Origin of the sequence: Pseudarthrobacter sp. R1, from assembly GCF_024494415.1 — a bacterium.
In the GTDB taxonomy this organism is placed as follows: domain Bacteria; phylum Actinomycetota; class Actinomycetes; order Actinomycetales; family Micrococcaceae; genus Arthrobacter.
This window is the reverse complement of sequence record NZ_JAMKFI010000007.1, coordinates 581,072-598,097: the sequence shown is the minus strand read 5'-3', so window position 1 is coordinate 598,097 and position 17,026 is coordinate 581,072. Positions and strand designations below refer to the sequence as shown.

The 17,026-nt window shown below is 64.8% G+C and carries 15 protein-coding genes; 9 read left to right on the top strand and 6 right to left on the bottom strand.

Annotated features, from left to right (window positions below; genetic code table 11):
• The first annotated feature begins 755 nt into the window (after positions 1 to 755).
• The 4 genes from M8J71_RS10610 (at position 756) to M8J71_RS10595 (ending at position 5,987) form a co-directional block, all read left to right on the top strand.
• A complete protein-coding gene (locus tag M8J71_RS10610) occupies positions 756 to 1,337 on the top strand; it encodes a dihydrofolate reductase family protein (protein WP_256247858.1) in 582 nt (193 codons plus the stop codon).
• Between the two features lie 1,531 nt (positions 1,338 to 2,868).
• Complete coding sequence (locus tag M8J71_RS10605; protein ID WP_256247857.1) at positions 2,869 to 4,062, top strand: type III polyketide synthase; 1,194 nt, start codon at positions 2,869 to 2,871, stop codon at positions 4,060 to 4,062.
• A 16-nt stretch (positions 4,063 to 4,078) separates the two neighbouring features.
• Positions 4,079 to 4,762, top strand: coding sequence for a class I SAM-dependent methyltransferase (locus M8J71_RS10600; protein WP_256247856.1), 684 nt, complete (start codon positions 4,079 to 4,081; stop codon positions 4,760 to 4,762).
• Position 4,763: 1 nt separating this feature from the next.
• The gene (locus M8J71_RS10595; protein WP_256247855.1) at positions 4,764 to 5,987 is read left to right on the top strand and encodes an FAD-dependent oxidoreductase; all 1,224 of its coding nucleotides are present in this window, start codon (positions 4,764 to 4,766) and stop codon (positions 5,985 to 5,987) included.
• Here M8J71_RS10595 and M8J71_RS10590 read toward each other — a convergent pair.
• Positions 5,980 to 6,393: a nuclear transport factor 2 family protein gene (locus tag M8J71_RS10590; RefSeq protein ID WP_256247854.1), complete on the bottom strand. Its 414-nt coding sequence runs from the start codon at positions 6,391 to 6,393 to the stop codon at positions 5,980 to 5,982. The genes M8J71_RS10595 and M8J71_RS10590 overlap by 8 nt on opposite strands.
• Positions 6,394 to 6,442: 49 nt before the next feature.
• On the opposite strand from M8J71_RS10590, the gene M8J71_RS10585 reads away from it, so the two are divergent.
• From M8J71_RS10585 to M8J71_RS10565, 5 genes are all read left to right on the top strand, one after another.
• Complete coding sequence (locus M8J71_RS10585; RefSeq protein WP_256247853.1) at positions 6,443 to 7,123, top strand: peptide deformylase; 681 nt, start codon at positions 6,443 to 6,445, stop codon at positions 7,121 to 7,123.
• Between the two features lie 60 nt (positions 7,124 to 7,183).
• On the top strand, positions 7,184 to 8,071 hold the full coding sequence (locus M8J71_RS10580; RefSeq protein ID WP_256247852.1) for a putative RNA methyltransferase: 888 nt from the start codon (positions 7,184 to 7,186) through the stop codon (positions 8,069 to 8,071).
• A 127-nt stretch (positions 8,072 to 8,198) separates the two neighbouring features.
• A complete protein-coding gene (locus M8J71_RS10575; RefSeq protein WP_256247851.1) occupies positions 8,199 to 8,663 on the top strand; it encodes an NfeD family protein in 465 nt (154 codons plus the stop codon).
• Between the two features lie 33 nt (positions 8,664 to 8,696).
• Positions 8,697 to 9,641, top strand: coding sequence for an SPFH domain-containing protein (locus tag M8J71_RS10570; RefSeq protein WP_163163758.1), 945 nt, complete (start codon positions 8,697 to 8,699; stop codon positions 9,639 to 9,641).
• A 247-nt stretch (positions 9,642 to 9,888) separates the two neighbouring features.
• A complete protein-coding gene (locus M8J71_RS10565; RefSeq protein ID WP_013600997.1) occupies positions 9,889 to 10,236 on the top strand; it encodes an RNA polymerase-binding protein RbpA in 348 nt (115 codons plus the stop codon).
• 97 nt (positions 10,237 to 10,333) lie between these two features.
• Here M8J71_RS10565 and M8J71_RS10560 read toward each other — a convergent pair whose 3' ends face one another.
• The 5 genes from M8J71_RS10560 to tatA all read right to left on the bottom strand — a co-directional run bounded on the left by M8J71_RS10560 (position 10,334) and on the right by tatA (position 17,005).
• Complete coding sequence (locus tag M8J71_RS10560) at positions 10,334 to 11,077, bottom strand: polyprenol monophosphomannose synthase (protein ID WP_256247850.1); 744 nt, start codon at positions 11,075 to 11,077, stop codon at positions 10,334 to 10,336.
• A 151-nt stretch (positions 11,078 to 11,228) separates the two neighbouring features.
• Entirely contained in the window at positions 11,229 to 12,887 is a 1,659-nt protein-coding gene (locus M8J71_RS10555) for an amidohydrolase (RefSeq protein ID WP_256247849.1), read from the bottom strand.
• Positions 12,888 to 12,938: 51 nt separating this feature from the next.
• Complete coding sequence (locus tag M8J71_RS10550; protein WP_256247848.1) at positions 12,939 to 15,869, bottom strand: DEAD/DEAH box helicase; 2,931 nt, start codon at positions 15,867 to 15,869, stop codon at positions 12,939 to 12,941.
• A gap of 20 nt (positions 15,870 to 15,889) precedes the next feature.
• Positions 15,890 to 16,684 (bottom strand): twin-arginine translocase subunit TatC, encoded by a 795-nt coding sequence (gene tatC, locus M8J71_RS10545; RefSeq protein ID WP_256247847.1) that lies wholly within the window; start codon positions 16,682 to 16,684, stop codon positions 15,890 to 15,892.
• Positions 16,685 to 16,732: 48 nt separating this feature from the next.
• Positions 16,733 to 17,005: a Sec-independent protein translocase subunit TatA gene (tatA, locus tag M8J71_RS10540; RefSeq protein WP_104997977.1), complete on the bottom strand. Its 273-nt coding sequence runs from the start codon at positions 17,003 to 17,005 to the stop codon at positions 16,733 to 16,735.
• Positions 17,006 to 17,026: the final 21 nt, after the last annotated feature.

The following is a 17,026-nucleotide window of genomic DNA, read 5'->3' as shown; positions in this document are numbered from 1 at the left end:
CACCCGGGAGGGTGTGGGAGAGTAGGTCACCGCCGGACAACCATTACGAGCAGGGCCCTGACAAACGACGTCAGGGCCCTGCCGCATTTAACACACAAACACCGCGGCACGAGGCCAGGACCCGCTCTCACTTAACGCGGGCTTCCCCCGGGTCCCTCTCTCACCTGACGTGTTCCCGCAACCAACGGTCTCTCACCCGTCCATGCGCTCGAGGCTCCGGTCGGCAGCATCCCAGACCAGCCGCCGTCGAACGCCCCCTCACACCGAAGAGCAACACCTGGAACACCCCGCCAACTGAGCGAGCATCACCCCGAAGGCCACATCAACTGAGAGAGCATTACTCCGAAACCGGCATCAGGTGAGAAAGCGTCACTCCAAAACCGGCATCGGGTGAGAGCGTCACGCAAAAGGCCACATCGAGTGAGAGAGCGTCCGACGAAAACCCGCAGAAGCTGAGAGAGCGTCCGACGAAAACCCACAGGTGGTGATGGGGCGTTGGCCGGGAACGTGCAGGAGGTGATGGGGCGACTTCGCCGGCGACGCAGGCTACGTCGACCACGCCCACTTTGGCGACGAGTATCGTGCGTTCACCGGGCTCACCCCGACGCGGTACGTCAAAGTCCGGCGGCGGGTTACTGCGCGAACATCCCAGCCACACGCTGGACGGCTGGCCGCTGCGGGCAGATCGATTTTCTACTAGAGCGATCGCTCACAAGACGCTAATGTAGGGGCACCCCAAAGCAGAGGAGAGCCCCGTGGGCAAGGTGGTCATGTACAGCTCGGTGTCGGTGGACGGCTTCGTCGCGGACGAAAATGACCAGCCCGCACCGCTGTTCGACTGGTTGACCAACGGTGACGTCCCATTGGACGAGAGCGGTGCGGTGAAGGTGTCGCAGCCTTCCTACGACTACACCCGGCCGTACTGGAACCAGATCGGGGTGACACTCTGCGGCCGCCACGTCTTCGACCTGACGGACGGCTGGGACGGGAAACCTCCGAGCGGAATCGACCACGTGGTCGTTGTGACGCACCGGCCGCAGCCAGAGGGCTGGGATCCCACGGCGCCGTTTCACTTCGTCGACGGCGTCGAGGCAGCCATGGCCAAGGCACAAGAGCTTGCGGGTGATCGCATCGTCGAGGTCGCCGCCGGTGACGTCGGTGGCCAAATACTTGCCGCGGGACTTGTCGACGAGGTGCGCATGGACGTCGTACCCGTCGTGTTCGGATCCGGCAAGCGCTACTTCGGGTCGGTCCACGGACAGCACCTGTTGGAGGATCCCGACGTGGTGATTCAGGGCGACCGGGTGCTTCACCTCCGCTATCAGGTGCGCCGCTGACCGATCAGAGCGGGGTACGCGACGAAGCCCGCTGCGAACGGTGACGCAAGAGCCTCGCTCCTTCCGGTGAGGATTGTGTTCTTTTCGAAAGTGAGCATTTGACCGGGTGGCTTCCAACCTGGATGAGGTCTTCCTGCCCGAGGTGAGGGTGGGACAGCCCGCCGGCGATGAGCAGCATGCGTAGTTGGTAGTGCTTCCGGTTGCGGAAGCCGGGGGCAAGGTGGCGGTGGCGTTAGATGAGGCCGTTCATCGCTTCGGTGCCGCCGTTATTCGCAGGACCGGTGTCGAAGGAGGACAGGAACGCCTCGCACCACTGCTTGGGCGTCTTGCTGATGAGTCGCTTGATCGCCGGGCCGGGCAGGCTGGCAGCGACGCGAGGACCGTCTCCGCGATGGGCCGCCGGGGTTCTTGGCCTTGTGGGCCCAGGGGAGTTGTTGGACGCACAGCCATTGACGAGCACTTCACCGTGGCCTTCACCCGGTCGCGCAGTGCTCTTTGCCGCTCGGTGAGCTTCTCCTGACCACCGCGCAGGATCTGCATAGGCCATAGAGCAGGTCGTTCTTGTGCCAGCGGTGGCCGTTGAACGGGTCCTGGCTGGTGACCTCGACGCTGTTCCTAATTCATCGCCTTCCTCGAGCCGGTCGCGTATTCCTTCCACGAATGCCCCGGCTGCAGCTGGTACCGCCCGGAGTCCAGCACACCTGGTAGACACCACAACCCACTCCCAACCAAGGTCCGCCGCTTGGAGTTTTGCCGAAGTGTATGAGCTCTGCTGTCTTCGATCGGCCGGCGGTGGTTCGTGCTCTCGAACCCTCGATGCCGAATTCAGCCCGATCCTGAAGGTAGGCAGTTGTCAGTCTGAAGGTGTGAGCCAGTCCATAGTGGGGTTTTGGTGGTGGGGTGGTGGTGGTTTGGGTGTTGTGGGTTGGTAATTCCGCGGGATTCCGTGGTTTTGGGGGTGTGGGGTGGGTGGTGGGGTGGATTTGCGGGGTGGGCGTGGGGGGTGTATTGTTTTCTGAGTCGCCGCCGCTGAAGCGGAAAGATGGCGGCTAATCCCCCCTTTGTGAACGGCCTGAAAATGGTTCGCCTTTTGGTGTGCCGGTGTTGGGTGGGGCTGGTTGTGGGTAGCGTGGGTCGCGGAAACGCTGATTTGCTTTGCTGCTTGGAACCGGGTAAGTTTGAAAAGTTGCTCCGGAGCGATCCTGAACCGTTTGGTTGGGTGGTGCCGGGTGTGTCTGTTGTTTGAGAACTCAATAGTGTGCCAAGTTTGTTGATACCGATTTGGTCAGTGAAGGACGTCAAACGACTGATCCAGGGACTCACCTGATATCCGCTAGAACTCAAGCCCGGGCGCGGAACTCGGCTGGGCCTGCTTCTACTCCCGTGCCATGAATAACCGTGTATGCCAGTTTGCATCGGTTCCGGAAGGGGCGGGAACCAGCGCATCTGCGGCCCGTGCGCAATACGTTCATCGAGCATGAATCCGCAGGTCAGCATTGTCTTATTCCGGGTGCTCGTTAAGAATGAGTGAATGACGGTCTACGTGCGATCACTTGAAACTGCAGTTCCTAAAACGATGCTGATCCAGACAGAAGCCCGTGACGTTTTTGCGGCCCAGCCCGGATTGTCCAGGCTTGGCTCACGGCTGGTCAATACCTGTTTTGACTCCGCTGCCATTGATACACGTTTCACCGCCGTCGAAGAACTCACCAGGGATCACCGGGCCGATGATCCACAGTTCTTCGATCCGGACACCGGCCTGCTGCTGAATCCCAGCACAAAGGTCCGCAACGACATCTTCGGCCGCGAGGCAACCAAGCTCTTTGTGGAAGCCGCCCGTTCCGCCGTCAACGCCGCCCCTGAACTAGATTTACTTGACATAACTCATCTCATCACCGTCTCCTGCACCGGGTTCTTCAACCCAGGCCCTGACTATAAGGTCGTCCGGGAACTGGGCCTGGATCCGGCTGTCCAGCGCTACCACCTGGGCTTCATGGGCTGCTATGCAGCTTTCCCTGCGTTGCGCGCCGCGAAGCTGTTCTGCGAGGCCGACCCGCAGGCCGTTGTCCTGGTGGTGTGTGCCGAGCTGTGCTCCCTGCACGTCCGCACCTCAAACGATCCGGACACGATCATGGGCTCAGCCCTGTTCGCTGATGGTGCAGCCGCCGCGGTGGTCACTGCACGCAGCGGGTCGGCCGAAAAGTCCCTGCTCCAGCTCGATCACTTCGAGACGGTCCTCACACCGGTCGGTGAGGACGCGATGGCCTGGAACATCGGCGACCACGGATTCGAAATGGTGCTTGGAAATTATGTACCGCACATCATCGATGACCATATTGTGGGTGCCCTTCGGCCGCTCCTGGCCCGGGACCCGGAACTGGAAGCACTCCCCTACACCTCCATCCGGCACTGGGCCATCCATCCCGGCGGCCGGAGCATCCTGGACAAAGTCCAGTCCCGGCTTGGCCTCACCGCGGAGCAACTGGTGCCGGCGCGGGAGACGCTGCGGAACTACGGAAACATGAGCAGCGCCACAGTACTTTTTGTCCTCAAACACATCCTGGAACAGGAGCCTCAGGACGGCGACGAGCGCATCTGTTCCATGGCCTTCGGCCCGGGACTCACGGTGGAAACCGCGCTGTTCACAAAACTGCGCCAGGCTCCCGGTGCAGGACTGGTGGGACAGATGCCGGGCCAGGCAGCGGCAGAAGTATCCGTCCCTTAGTCCCATGGACCTGCTGATGAGGCAGCGCGCCGTCGACGCCGTGGAAATCATGGACGGGCCGGACTGCGACGCCCAGCTCCTGCAGAACACGTACCGCCAGTTCGCAGTGGTCAACCGCGTGCTTGCCGGGTGGCGGAGGCTCTATGTCAGGGAGCTTCGTCCCTCCCTGGCTCGGAACGCCGCTCCAGCCACACTGCTGGACATCGGCGCCGGCGGGGGCGACCTCGCGCAGATGTTGGCAGCCTGGGCCCGGCGCGACGGACTTCCGATGCACATTACCGGCATAGACCCTGATCCACGCGCCGCCGCGTACGCGCTGGGACGGCCGCCCATGCCCGGGGTGGAGTTTCGGCAGGCGCACAGCGCGGATCTTGTCCGGGAGGGAAGTAGCTTCGACTTCGTTATTTCGAACCACGTCCTGCACCACCTTTCGGCGCACGAACTCCAGCAGCTGCTCGCCGATTCAGCCGCTCTCAGCACCAAAAAGGCGCTGCACAACGACTTGAGGCGAAGCCCCGCCGCCTACGCCCTCTTTTCTGCCGCCGCGCTGCCGTCCCGCCGGTCCTTCATCCGCGCGGACGGCCTGACGTCCATCCGCAGAAGCTACACCCGCGCCGAATTGGCCGCCCTCGCTCCCCCGGGCTGGACCGTCGAAACCAGCCCTAAGTTCCATCAGATTCTCGCCCTGCGCAGGAACTGACATGCCAACGGACACAGAGGTCCTGATCATCGGCGGGGGCCCGGTGGGCCTGTACCTGGCCGCCCTGCTGCTTCAGGACGGCGTCAGCGTCAGGGTCCTGGAGCAGAGGCAAACCAGGAACCTGCACTCACGGGCCATCGGCATCCACCCCCCTGCCCTTGAGGGCCTGCAGCACATCGACATTGCGGCTTCCGCGGTGCAGGAGGGGGTACAGATCCGGGAAGGGCTGGCAGTCAGCGGCGGAAAGACTGTGGGCACCATGTCATTCGCCGGAGTCTCGGAGGCCTTTCCCTTCGTGCTGGCCCTGCCCCAGTTCCGCACCGAGCAGCTTTTGGAGGAGCGTGTCCGCCAGTTGGACGGCGCCGCCCTCGTCAGGGGTGTGCGCGTCACGCGGGTGAAGGACGACGGCGGACAGGTCACCGTCGCCGCCGGACCTGCCGGCGAGGAGCGGAGCAGGGAATCCACGTGGACGGCATCCTTCGTTGTAGCGGCCGACGGCGCGCGGTCCCAGGTGCGAGGCCTCCTGGATGTGCCCGTGCGCCAAAGGAATTATCCCGACCACTACCTCATGGGCGATTTCCGGGAAGCCGGGTTTTACGGCCAACGGGCAGTCCTGTTCCTTGAGCCGGGCGGCATCGTTGAGTCTTTTCCGCTGCCGGGCGGGGTCCGGCGCTGGGTGGTGCGGTTGGGCAGGCCTGCCGGTACCGCCGCGCCGGATGAGTTGGCACAGCAGGTCCTGCGCCGGACCGGCAGCCTCCCGGATGCCCGCACCAACACCATGGTGAGCGCCTTCAGCGTCCGGTCCACCATGGCCCGGCGGATGATGGCCGGGCGGGTGTTCCTGCTCGGCGATGCTGCCCACGAGATCAGCCCCATCGGCGGACAGGGCATGAACCTCGGGTGGTTGGACGCCCGCGCCCTTTCTCCCCTCCTCCAGGCGGCACTCGCGGCCGCTAATCCGGGCCAGGTTGACCGGCAGTTCAAGGAGTACCAGGCCAGCCGGCAACGTGCCGCGAGGCTGGCTCGGCGGCAGTCCGAGATCAACATGCTGCTGGGGCGGCCGCTGCCCCGGCCCTTGCTGGACCTTCGAAACCTGGGAATCAGCGCGGCTGCTGCCACACCGTCAGTGAACCGGTGGGTGGCCCGGCGCTTCACCATGCAAGAGCTGGACAGGCAGCCAGCGTGGGCGCCGCTTGGGCTTAACGGACGCAGCAGGCTTACCTGAAGTAGCAGTCGTAGCTGTCCTGGCTGACAATCAGCCCATTGCTGACTTCGAACACCGACGACGTCCTCGCCCGGATAATCTCCCCCCGGTCCCAGTAACGGAGGTCCATCAGGGCCGTCGCGGACCAGTCCGCTTCCACCGCAACCCGTCCGCCTTCACAGGTGGTCCGCCTGACCACAAACTTTTGATCGGCCACCACTTCCCGGCTTTGGTCGGCGCCGGCCAGGACCTCCGCCAGCGTGCGCGTGGAGCCTTCCGGCGCCAAGAGGTGCGGCGCCTCCAGCAGGACAAAGGAGTCGGCGAGGAAAGGCCTGATGGCTGCCGCTCCCCCGCCGGATTCGAGGACGCGGATGAACTTAAGGACACGGTCCAGCGGCGGGGTCAGCACGGAGAAGTCTTCAGGCACGGGATAGACACTAGCCGAGCCGGGGGCGCTCGGCCGCTAGGCTTTCCCCATGAACCAAGGCCCGCCGGAAACCGCACACACCGCCGAGCAGATCCGCGAAACCGTGGAGCGGATCCTCGACGCAGGCGGCCTCCCACCCATTGTGCAGGCAGGTCACCCCGTGCTCAGGCAGCGCGCCGCCGCTTTTGACGGGCAGCTGTCCGACGACCAGCTCGGGCGCCTGATAACGCTCATGCGCCAGGTGATGCATGAGGCTCCGGGCGTGGGGCTGGCCGCGCCCCAACTTGGCATACCGCTGCAGCTGGCGGTCGTCGAGGACCAGTTCGACGTCGATCCTGAGGCCGCTGCCCTGCGTCACCGGAGCCCCCTGGACTTCCTTGCGGTCCTGAACCCCCGCTACACGCCTCTGGGTCATGGTTTGGCATCCTTCTACGAGGGCTGTCTTTCCCTCAACGGCCTCCAGGCCGTGGTGGCCCGGTATGAGAATGTGCTTCTTGAGTTCCAGACTCCGGATGGCACAAGGATGCGGCGGGAGTTTTCCGGCTGGCAGGCCAGGATTGTCCAGCATGAGACTGACCACCTGAACGGTGTGCTGTACGTGGACCGCGCGCAGCTCAGGTCCCTGAGCACCAACGCCGAATACGCCGCCCACTGGGCAGAGCCAGGCATCGGCAAGGCGCAGCAGGGGCTCGGTTTCGGCGCCGGTCCTGCCGGCATCAGCCTCCACTGACGTTCCGGCACCAGGTCCCGTCCCGAAAAAACCGGATGCTGGAGCCATAGGATGGTTCGCATGCCCTCTACGACTGACCTGCCACTGTTGTGCCCGGTGTGCCGGAAACCGCTGGAACGTCGGACCACGGCCGATGCCGGTCAGGGCAAACTGGTGTGCCCTGACGGCCATAGCTTTGACGCCGCACGCCAGGGCTACTTCAACCTGCTGGTGGGGAAGGGCACTGTCTTCGAGGCCGACACCGCGGACATGGTCCGGGCACGCTACGACTTCCTGGCGGCGGGGCATTACCGGCCGTTGGCAACTGCGGTGGCAGCCGCCGTCGTGCCCTGCCTGCCTGAAGAGCGCAGCGCCGTCCTTGATGCAGGGACGGGAACGGGGCATTACCTCAGGGCGGTGCTCGATCAGGCCGCGGCGCAGAACCGCCGCCAGGTGGCTGCGCTGGGCGTGGACATCTCCAAGTTCGCCCTGCGCCGCGCCGCGCGGCTCAACCCCGAGGCCGTGAACCTGGTGTGGGATGTCTGGCAGCCATTGCCGCTGGCAGATAACTCGGTGGACGCCATCACAGTCATCTTTGCGCCGCGCAATGCCGCCGAGTTTGCCCGCGTCCTGCGGCCGGGCGGGGCGCTGGTGGTGGTTACTCCACGGAGCGGGCACCTTGCCGCCATCGCAGCCGCGGCCGGGATGCTCGGCATCGAGGAAGGCAAGGACGCCCGGCTGGCCGAAGCCATGGGCAGCCATTTCGACGCCGAGACAAGCACCGACGTCGGGATTCCCCTGGCACTGACCCGCCCGGAGGCCGCGGACCTCGCCTATATGGGCCCGGCGGGCCACCACCTTGACCGGCTGGACCTTACTGAACGACTGCTCGCGATGCCTGAGCCGGTCCGGGCCGAAGCCCGGTTCAGGCTGACGGTATTCCGGCCAAGGAAAGCTGCCGCGACGTAACGACTTGGCCACTATCGTCGCCGGGCTGGTGAGAGCCAGCCCACAGCGAAGGGGGCCGCACTAAGATTGAAGGACAGTTACTGGCGGGTGCGCGCTTGCGTGATCCCCGTAGCGAAGGGGGAGAACGTTGTTCGAATGGCTTGGGGAAAACTGGTGGGCATTGTGGCTCACGGCCTTCCTGGCGTTTGCAGTGATCGAGATGATCACGCTTGACCTGTTTTTCATCATGCTCGGCGGAGGCACCCTCGCCGCACTGGTCGCGGACTTCGCAGGCGCCGACCTCTGGCTCCAGATCGTGGTTTTCTGCGTGGTGTCCCTGCTCATGATTGCCTTCGTCCGGCCCGTGGCCCTGGCCCACCTGAAGAACGGTCCGTCAGAGCAGCGCACCAACATTGACCGGCTCATCGGTGAGCAGGCCGTGGTGATGGAACCGGTGACATCCGACGGCGGCCTGGTCAAGATCGGCGGAGACATCTGGACAGCCCGTTCTGCGGGGGGCGTCCTTCCCGCCGGCCAAAAAGTTGTGGTTTCCGCCATCGATGGGGCCACGGCAGTGGTGTCAGCGCCGCCGGAAGCAGCAAGCCAGTCCTGATACAGCCTGAACAAATGGGGAACAAGGAGATGTATGGATAACGCAGGAGGAACTGCATTGGCCATTGTGCTGGTGGTCCTGATCGTGTTTGTGATTATCGTGCTGGTCCGGTCGGTGCGGATCATTCCGCAGGCCCGCGCAGGCGTGGTCGAACGGCTGGGCAAGTACCAGCGCACGCTCAATCCAGGGCTGACCATCCTGATCCCGTTCGTGGACCGGCTCCTGCCGTTGCTCGACCTCCGCGAACAGGTGGTGTCGTTCCCTCCGCAGCCGGTTATCACTGAGGACAACCTGGTGGTCTCCATCGACACCGTGGTCTACTTCCAGGTCACCGATCCGCGGGCCGCTACCTACGAGATCGCCAACTACATCCAGGCGGTCGAGCAGCTGACCACCACCACGCTCCGCAACGTTGTGGGCGGCCTGAACCTCGAAGAGGCGCTGACCTCGCGAGACCAGATCAACGGCCAGCTGCGCGGCGTCCTGGACGAGGCAACCGGCCGCTGGGGCATCCGCGTTTCCCGCGTGGAGCTCAAAGCCATCGACCCACCCCACTCCATCCAGGACTCGATGGAGAAGCAGATGCGCGCGGAACGGGACCGCCGTGCCGCCATCCTTACTGCCGAAGGCACCAAGCAGTCAGCCATCCTGACGGCCGAAGGCCAGCGGCAGGCGTCCATCCTGGCAGCGGAGGGCGACGCCAAAGCCGCCATCCTGCGTGCCGACGGCGAGGCCCAGGCCATCCAGAAGGTCTTTGACGCCATCCACAAGGGCAACCCGGACCAAAAACTGCTGGCATACCAATACCTGCAGACCCTTCCAAAGCTCGCGGAGGGTTCTTCCAACAAGCTGTGGATCATTCCCAGCGAAGTCGGCGAAGCCCTCAAGGGAATCGGCAACGCCCTGGGGGGAACCAACCCTGATCCCGCCGCGGCGGGGTTGTTCGACGAAGTGGGAGCCAAGACCTCCGAGCCATAGGCTCAAGGCCGGGAAGGCACCTTGAGGGGATCCGCAGCAATTGCGGATCCCCTTTATTTTGGCCCGGATGGCATGACACCCGTATAATTGGGTATTTGTCCGGCAGGAGCAGATCCGCTGGAACAACCAAGCTTCGCGATGCGTTGAATCTTAAGATGCAGCACAGAGCACACAGTAGTCCGGGGGTGCTTTTTAGCCACCGGCTTGCGCGGGGTCTTACTCCGCGAACCGATCAGAGGGAGAAAACATGAGCGATCGCAGCCTGCGGGGCATGCGCCTTGGTGCGCAGAGCATGGAGACCGAGTCCGGAGTCGAGCCGGCTCCGCGCCAGCGCGTCGAGTACCGGTGCGAGGACGGCGAGCAGGTCTTCGTAACGTTCTCTTCCGAGGCGGAGATTCCCCCGGTCTGGGTTTCCAAGACCGGCAAGGAAGCCCTCCTGGTCGACGGCGAACGCCCGGACACCAGCAATGACAAGGCTGTCCGCACGCACTGGGACATGCTGCTGGAACGCCGCTCGCTTCCGGAGCTGGAGCAGATCCTGGAGGATCGGCTGACCATCCTGCGCGAACGCCGCGGAGAGCGCCGCTCCGCCTAGCACCCCGAAAATGCACCAAGGGCCGTCCCCCACTCTGTGGGGGACGGCCCTTGCATTTGCCGCGCTGCCGCTTCTTGGCAGGCGCGGGCTTCAGCAGCTACGGCTGCGCGGACGCCTTCTTGCGCGTGAGGGTGTTCCAACGGGCCTGGAGCCCCCACTTGGTGACGTTGATCATTGCCTCCACCACGATGTTGCCGCTCATTTTGGAAGCGCCGAGTTCGCGCTCCACAAAGGTGATGGGCCGTTCCTCGATCCGGAGACCCATCCGCGCTACCCGCCAGGCAAGGTCAACCTGGAAGCCGTAGCCCACTGAGTCCACCTGGTCCAGGTTGAGCTTTTCCAGCGTGGTCCTGCGGAAGGCGCGGTAGCCGCCGGTGACGTCCTTGATCTTCAGGCCCAGCATGAGGCGGGCGTAGGTGCTTCCCACCCGCGAGATGGCCTGCCGGTACAGCGGCCAATTCACCACGCTTCCGCCGGGGACCCAGCGCGAACCCATGGCAAGGTCGGCGCCCTGGTCGATGGCCTCGAGGAGCTGGGGCAGCTGTTCGGGCTGGTGGGAGCCGTCGGCGTCCATTTCCACCAGAACGTCGTAACCGGCGTCGAGGCCCCACCTGAAACCGGCGATGTAGGCGGCCCCCAGCCCTTCCTTGCCCTTGCGGTGCAGGACATGCACTTGGGCGTCCTCGGCCGCGATCCCGTCGGCCAGCCGGCCCGTGCCGTCAGGGCTGTTGTCATCCACTACCAGCACGTCCGAGGCCGGTACGGCTGCGCGGAGCCGCTGCAGGGTGATGGGCAGCGATTCCAGCTCGTTGTAAGTAGGGATGATGGTAAGGACGCGCACAGAGAGCCTTCCTGGTGGGAACGGTCGGTGCGCCCGCGGACGAGCGAAATCGCTGGCAGGCGCAGCTACCTATTATAGGGCGGGCGGCACAGGGGTCAGGAACGGGGTGTCAGGAACGGGGCGTCAGGAACGGGGTGTCAGGAACGGGGCGTCAGGAACGCAGGGAAGGGCTGGAGTACAGTTCAGAACCGTCCTTTACCGTTTGGAGGCAAACCGGGTCCGAGCCGGTGTCCAGCGCCGGCAGCAACGGTGTGCGGGCCCTCGGGTCAGTGCTCCAGGACTGCACCCTGCCGTCGGCTACCTGGACCATCAGTTCCTCGACCTCCCAGACGGCGAAGCTGGCTGGAGCTCCGGGGACGAGCTGGCCCGCCATGGGATTGGGATGTTTGGCTGCCCGCCACCCGGCCCGGGTGTGGCCCAGGAAAGCCGCGCGCGCGGAAATTCGTTCACCCTCATTGTGATGCTCCACGCAGGCCCTGACGCTGGACCAGGGACGCAGCGGGGTTACGGGGCTGTCACTGCCGAAGCACACCGGAACGCCGGCTGAGTAGAGGCTGGCAAAGGGATTCATGGACCTGCCCCGCTCCCCCAGCCGCTTCTCGTACAGTCCTCCGGGACCTCCCCATGCAGCATCGAACGCAGGTTGGGCACTCACCGTCACGGCGTACCGGGCAAGCGTTGCGATGGCTGCGGCATCCACCATCTCCACGTGCTCAAACCGGTGGCCCGCAGCCCGGACCCGCTGCTCCCCCACCTCGGCCGCCGCCAGCTCCAAGGCCTTCAGCGCGGCATCCAGGCCGGCGTCCCCAATAACGTGGAAACCGCCCTGGATCCCCACGAGGGAACAGGCAGCAAGATGCGCTGCTGCTTCCTCAACACTCAAGTACAGGCTGCCCGACTCCTCGGGGGCGTCGCTGTAACCGGCCCTCAGGGCCGCCGTCCGTGATCCTATGGAGCCGTCGATGTTCAGGTCGCCGGCCAGGCCCCGGACGCCAACCCCGAGTTGATCAAGAATGCTGCGGGCGTGCTCTTCGGACGTCGCCAGTTCACCCCAGTACGGCAGTACTTCAGGGGCCGGTACTTCCCCGTTGTTGCTGTTCCAGCTACCTGCCATCCTGAGATCCCCGGGACCCCCTATGTGCGGAGCGCCGATCTCAGCGACTGCCACGTAGCCGTTGGCGGCAGCCTCAGTGAGGGCCCGGCGCTGGTGCCCCCGGAGCACGTCCTCGGGGAGCCGGCGCGTTGCCTGGCGGGCTGCTGCGTGCGCGGCGCGCCGAACCCTTGGGCCGCCGTCGAAGCCATCCAGGCCGCGGAGACCTGCCGAGTCTGCCAGCGACGCCGAGACCAGGGCTGAGTGGACATCAACGCGGGACAGGTACACCGGGCGGCCTCCCGAAGCCCGCTCCAGTTCCTCCGCGCTTGGCAGGCTGGCATCGGCCCAGGTGCTTTCATCCCAGCCGTGGCCCAGGACCGGACCATCACCGGGCGCGGCGGCCACGGCATCCAAAAGTTCACGTGCAGAGCTGGCGTTCTGCAGCGCCAGGGAATCCAAAGCGATACCCGTTTCCGTCAGGTGCATGTGGGAGTCCACGAAGCCGGGGGCAACCAGCGCGCCGCGGAGGTCGATGATGTCCATGGAGCTATCCGCAATGGAAGTAGCTGCCTGTTCGGATCCCACCCACGCCACCGTGTCTCCGTCCACAAGCATGGCGGTGGCAAAGGGGTCGGCGGCTGTGTAGACAGAGCCGTTGCGATAAAGTACCGGGCTGGTCTTGGGACGGGATCCGGGCAGGTCTTGGGGACGGGGCATAGGTAAGCAGAACTCCTGGAGATAGGACGGCCCGCAGCAGCGGGCGGTAGGTCAGAGAACGGAAGAGTAGGCCACGACGCCGCGGCGGATCAACGAGATGGCGTCGGAGCAAAGGCGTGCTAGGCGGGGATCCAGGCCAGGGATCTTTGCGAGCTGGTCCAGCAGGTCAACCACCTGCTTCACCCAGCGGACGAAGTCTCCCGCCGCGAGGTCCGTGCCGCTCAGGACGTCCTGCAGGTGGCGGCCACGCGCCCACTTGTAGATCGGCCACACCAGGCCCAGCTCGGGTTCGCCGGTCAACGGAAGCTTGTATTCCTCTTCCGTATCCTCCAGGGCAGACCATTCGCGCACCACGATGTCCACCGAGGTCTCCAGGGAGACGCTGGGCATCCGCGGGCGTAGCCCCCGGTCCTCGCGCTTGGCCTGGTACACCAGGACGCTGGCAAGGGCTGCGATCTCCGCGGCGTCAAGGTCATTGAAGGCGCCAAGCCGGAGCGACTGGGAAATGAGCAGGTCCTTCTCGCCGTAAATCCGCCGCAGCCGCTGCCCATCGGGACTGATGATCAGCCTGCCATCGGTGGTCGGTTCCAGGTAGCCGTAGGAGGACAGGACGTCGCAGACCCGGTCGAACGTCTTGGCGATGGTGTTGGTGCGGCCCTGGATCTGCCGGACCAGCCCATCCGTTTCCCGCCGGAGCTTCCACCAGCGTTCGGACCAGCGGGCATGGTCCTCCCGTTCGCTGCACCCGTGGCAGGGGTGGGCGCGGAGTGCGCGTCGAAGATCGGCGATCCGCTTTTCCTGGTTTGGCAGGGCAGTGGCGAGGCCGAAGTCGTTGTTGCGGTTACTGCCGGGTGCAGGCGGGCGGTTTTCCCGCAGCGCGTTCCGGGCCGAGGATGCGAGGTCGCGCCGGGACTTGGGTACCTTGGCGTTGAAGGACTTGGGGATGCGGATGCGCGTCACCGGTGCGATGGGACCTTCCAGGTCATCGGTCCCGATGCGGCGCAGCTGGTTGTCCAGGGTCAGCACGGCGGGACGCGGCTCCCGGCTGCTGTGGTCCGAGCTCAGCACAATCGCGGGACCAGGGGCCCGGCCGCCCGGAACGTGCACAACGTCGCCGGGAAGCAGACGCGCCAGCGAGTCATCGCTCAGTGATTTCCGGGCGCGCGACTTCGTGCGGGAGGTGTTGTTCTCCGCGTCGGAAAGCTCCCGGCGCAACCGCGCGTACTCCGTGAAGTCCCCGAGGTGGCAGGTCATCGATTTCGCGTAGCCGGCCAGCGATTCCTCGCGGCTGCGCACCTGCCGTGCCAGGCCGACCACAGAGCGGTCCGCCTGGAACTGGGCAAAGGAGGACTCCAGGATTTCGCGTGCCCTTACCCGGCCGAACTGGGCCAGGAGGTTGATGCTCATGTTGTAGGTGGGCCGGAAGCTGGAATTCAGGGGGTAGGTACGCCGTGACGCCAGGCCCGCGACCGCCGTCGGGTCCGTACCCGGTTGCCACAGCACCACAGCGTGGCCTTCGACGTCGATGCCGCGGCGGCCTGCGCGTCCGGTCAGCTGGGTGTACTCCCCCGCAGTGATGTCCACGTGCGCTTCACCGTTGAACTTGTCCAGCTTTTCGAGCACAACGGAGCGGGCCGGCATGTTGACGCCGAGGGCAAGTGTCTCGGTGGCGAAAACAGCCTTCACCAGGCCGTCCGCGAAGAGCTTTTCCACTACTTCCTTGAAGGTGGGCAGCATCCCGGCGTGGTGCGCCGCGAAACCGCGAAGCAGGCCGTCCCGCCAGGTCCAGAAGCCCAGAACGTCCAGGTCGTCCGGGGGAATGTCATGGCCGGCCTCGTCCACGCGCTCGGCGATGATCCGCTGCTCTTTTTCCGTGGTGAGCCACAGTCCGGAACCGACGCATTGGGCAACGGCAGCGTCACAGCCGGCGCGGGAGAAGATGAAGGTGATGGCCGGCAGTAGGTCCATGCGGTCAAGGCTTGCAATCACCTGGGGCCGGCTGGCCGGCCGCACTCCCCGTTCGTCGCCGCCCCGGCCCGGCCGGTCGTTCCCGCGCCTGCCGCGCTGGCCGCGGCCGTTGGACGCAGACCGGGCGCGGAAGTTCTGCATGCTTTCGCTGCGGGCCACGGTGAGGAGGTCGGGGTTGACGTCGAAGCCCCGGCTCTTGGCCCTGTCCTTGCTGGAGTTCTCTTGAGCCTCGTCGGAGTCCACTGGTGGAGCGATCTCGTCGAAGGTGGTTTCGCCGGCAAAGAGGTCCATGATCTGCCGGCCCACCATAACGTGCTGCCACAGCGGCACGGGCCGGTGTTCGGACACAATGATGTCTGTATCGCCGCGGACGGTATCGAGCCAGGCGCCGAATTCCTCGGCATTGGACACGGTGGCGCTGAGGGAGGCCACCTGCACTTCGCTGGGGAGGTGGATGATGACCTCTTCCCAGACGGCGCCGCGGAAGCGGTCGGCAAGGTAGTGCACCTCGTCCATCACCACATAGCCCAGGTCGCCAAGGGTTGCCGAATCGGCGTAGAGCATGTTGCGCAGGACCTCTGTGGTCATTACCACCACGGGGGCATCACCGTTGATGCTGGTGTCGCCGGTCAGAAGGCCCACACTGTCGGCGCCATACTTGTCGCTGAGCTCGGTGAACTTCTGGTTGCTCAGCGCCTTGATCGGTGTGGTGTAAAACGCCTTCAGGCCCCGCTGGAGCGCCAGGTAGATCGCGAACTCGCCGACGATGGTTTTTCCGGCCCCGGTGGGCGCTGCGACCAGTACGCCCCTGCCTTCCTGCAGGGAACGGCAGGCTTGCCGCTGGAAGTCGTCGAGCTCGAAGTCCAGGGTGCGGGAGAAGGCACCGAGGTAGGTGGCCGCCTCTGCCCTTCGTTCTGCGCTGGCACGGTACCTCTCGGCCGGCGATAACTCTTCAGGATCGCTGGGGCCGGACGGGAATGGCCTGGGCTGGAACGAACCGTCGTTGGAGGACATACCCCAAGCCTAATGGGAGCCTAGAGGTTCTTCAGCTCACTGCCCGGGGTGGCGATGTCCGCTGTGGCATCAGTTTCGGCCAGGCGCTTGGCCTGGCGGCGCTCCCTGCGCTTGTCATTCATCAGGCAGATCCCGATGGCGGCGAAAAAGAGCACCAGCAGCGGGCCGGCAAGCATAAACATGGAGATGGCGTCGGCGCCCGGGGCAGCAATGGCCGCCAGGACAAACACCAGGAACACAGTGATGCGCCAGGCCTTGAGGATGGTTTGGCCGGAGATAACACCGGCCATGTTGATGCCCACCAGCACCACGGGGACCAGGAAGGCGATCCCCAGCACCAGGACCATCCGGGTCACGAACTCAATGTACGTGCGCGCATCAATCACGCTGGATGAGCCGTCCGGCGTGAACTGTGTCAGTGCCCGGACCACCTGCGGCACCACTAGCCATCCCGCCCAGATGCCGGCAAGGAACAATGGGACGGCGGCCGCCATATACCCGAGGGTGTACCGACGCTCCTTGGAGGTCAAGCCCGGGGTGATGAACGCCCACAGCTGGTAGATCCAGATGGGACTGGAAATGACCACCCCGATGAGGAGCGACATCTGGAGCTTGAAGTCGAACGGCGAGGCGATGGTTCCGAAGTTGATCGCCGAGAGCCCGCCGGTTTGCTGGGAGATGCGGTTGACCGGATCGGCCAGTGCCTTCAGCAGCGGATCGTAAAGTATCCAGCCTCCGATGCCGCCAATGACGACGCCGATAGCCGACTTGATTAGCCGGTTTTTCAGCTCCTTGAGGTGGTCCCAAAGAGCCATGCGCCCTTCGGGGTTGGCTTTACGGGCCCGCGACAGTGCCACTGGGGGTCAGGCGCGGTTCGACGGCGGAACGTCAGTGCCGTCTGTCGGCTCGCCGGGCTTCGCCTTGGGGTGGTTGACGATGGTGCCTTCCACCGGACCCGAGGCGTCAGTGGAGTCAGTCTTGCCGTCGTTCTTCATTTCCTTGACCTCGGATTTGATAATCCGCATGGACTGGCCCAGGCTGCGTGCCATCGCCGGAAGTTTGGGCGCGGCAAAAAGAAGCAAAGCAACAACGATGATAATTACGATCGGCCAGGGGCCATCAAACAGTCTTCCCACGGGAAATCCTTTCGTCTAAGT

Bases quoted from the DNA above. Each gene is read 5' to 3' on its own strand.
- M8J71_RS10585 (WP_256247853.1), top strand. From the start codon at position 6,443: ATGAACCAAGGCCCGCCGGAAACCGCACACACCGCCGAGCAGATCCGC.
- M8J71_RS10570 (WP_163163758.1), top strand. From the start codon at position 8,697: ATGGATAACGCAGGAGGAACTGCATTGGCCATTGTGCTGGTGGTCCTG.
- M8J71_RS10600 (WP_256247856.1), top strand. From the start codon at position 4,079: ATGAGGCAGCGCGCCGTCGACGCCGTGGAAATCATGGACGGGCCGGAC.
- M8J71_RS10565 (WP_013600997.1), top strand. From the start codon at position 9,889: ATGAGCGATCGCAGCCTGCGGGGCATGCGCCTTGGTGCGCAGAGCATG.
- M8J71_RS10605 (WP_256247857.1), top strand. From the start codon at position 2,869: ATGACGGTCTACGTGCGATCACTTGAAACTGCAGTTCCTAAAACGATG.
- M8J71_RS10550 (WP_256247848.1), bottom strand. From the start codon at position 15,869: ATGTCCTCCAACGACGGTTCGTTCCAGCCCAGGCCATTCCCGTCCGGC.
- M8J71_RS10555 (WP_256247849.1), bottom strand. From the start codon at position 12,887: ATGCCCCGTCCCCAAGACCTGCCCGGATCCCGTCCCAAGACCAGCCCG.
- M8J71_RS10580 (WP_256247852.1), top strand. From the start codon at position 7,184: ATGCCCTCTACGACTGACCTGCCACTGTTGTGCCCGGTGTGCCGGAAA.
- M8J71_RS10595 (WP_256247855.1), top strand. From the start codon at position 4,764: ATGCCAACGGACACAGAGGTCCTGATCATCGGCGGGGGCCCGGTGGGC.
- tatC (WP_256247847.1), bottom strand. From the start codon at position 16,684: ATGGCTCTTTGGGACCACCTCAAGGAGCTGAAAAACCGGCTAATCAAG.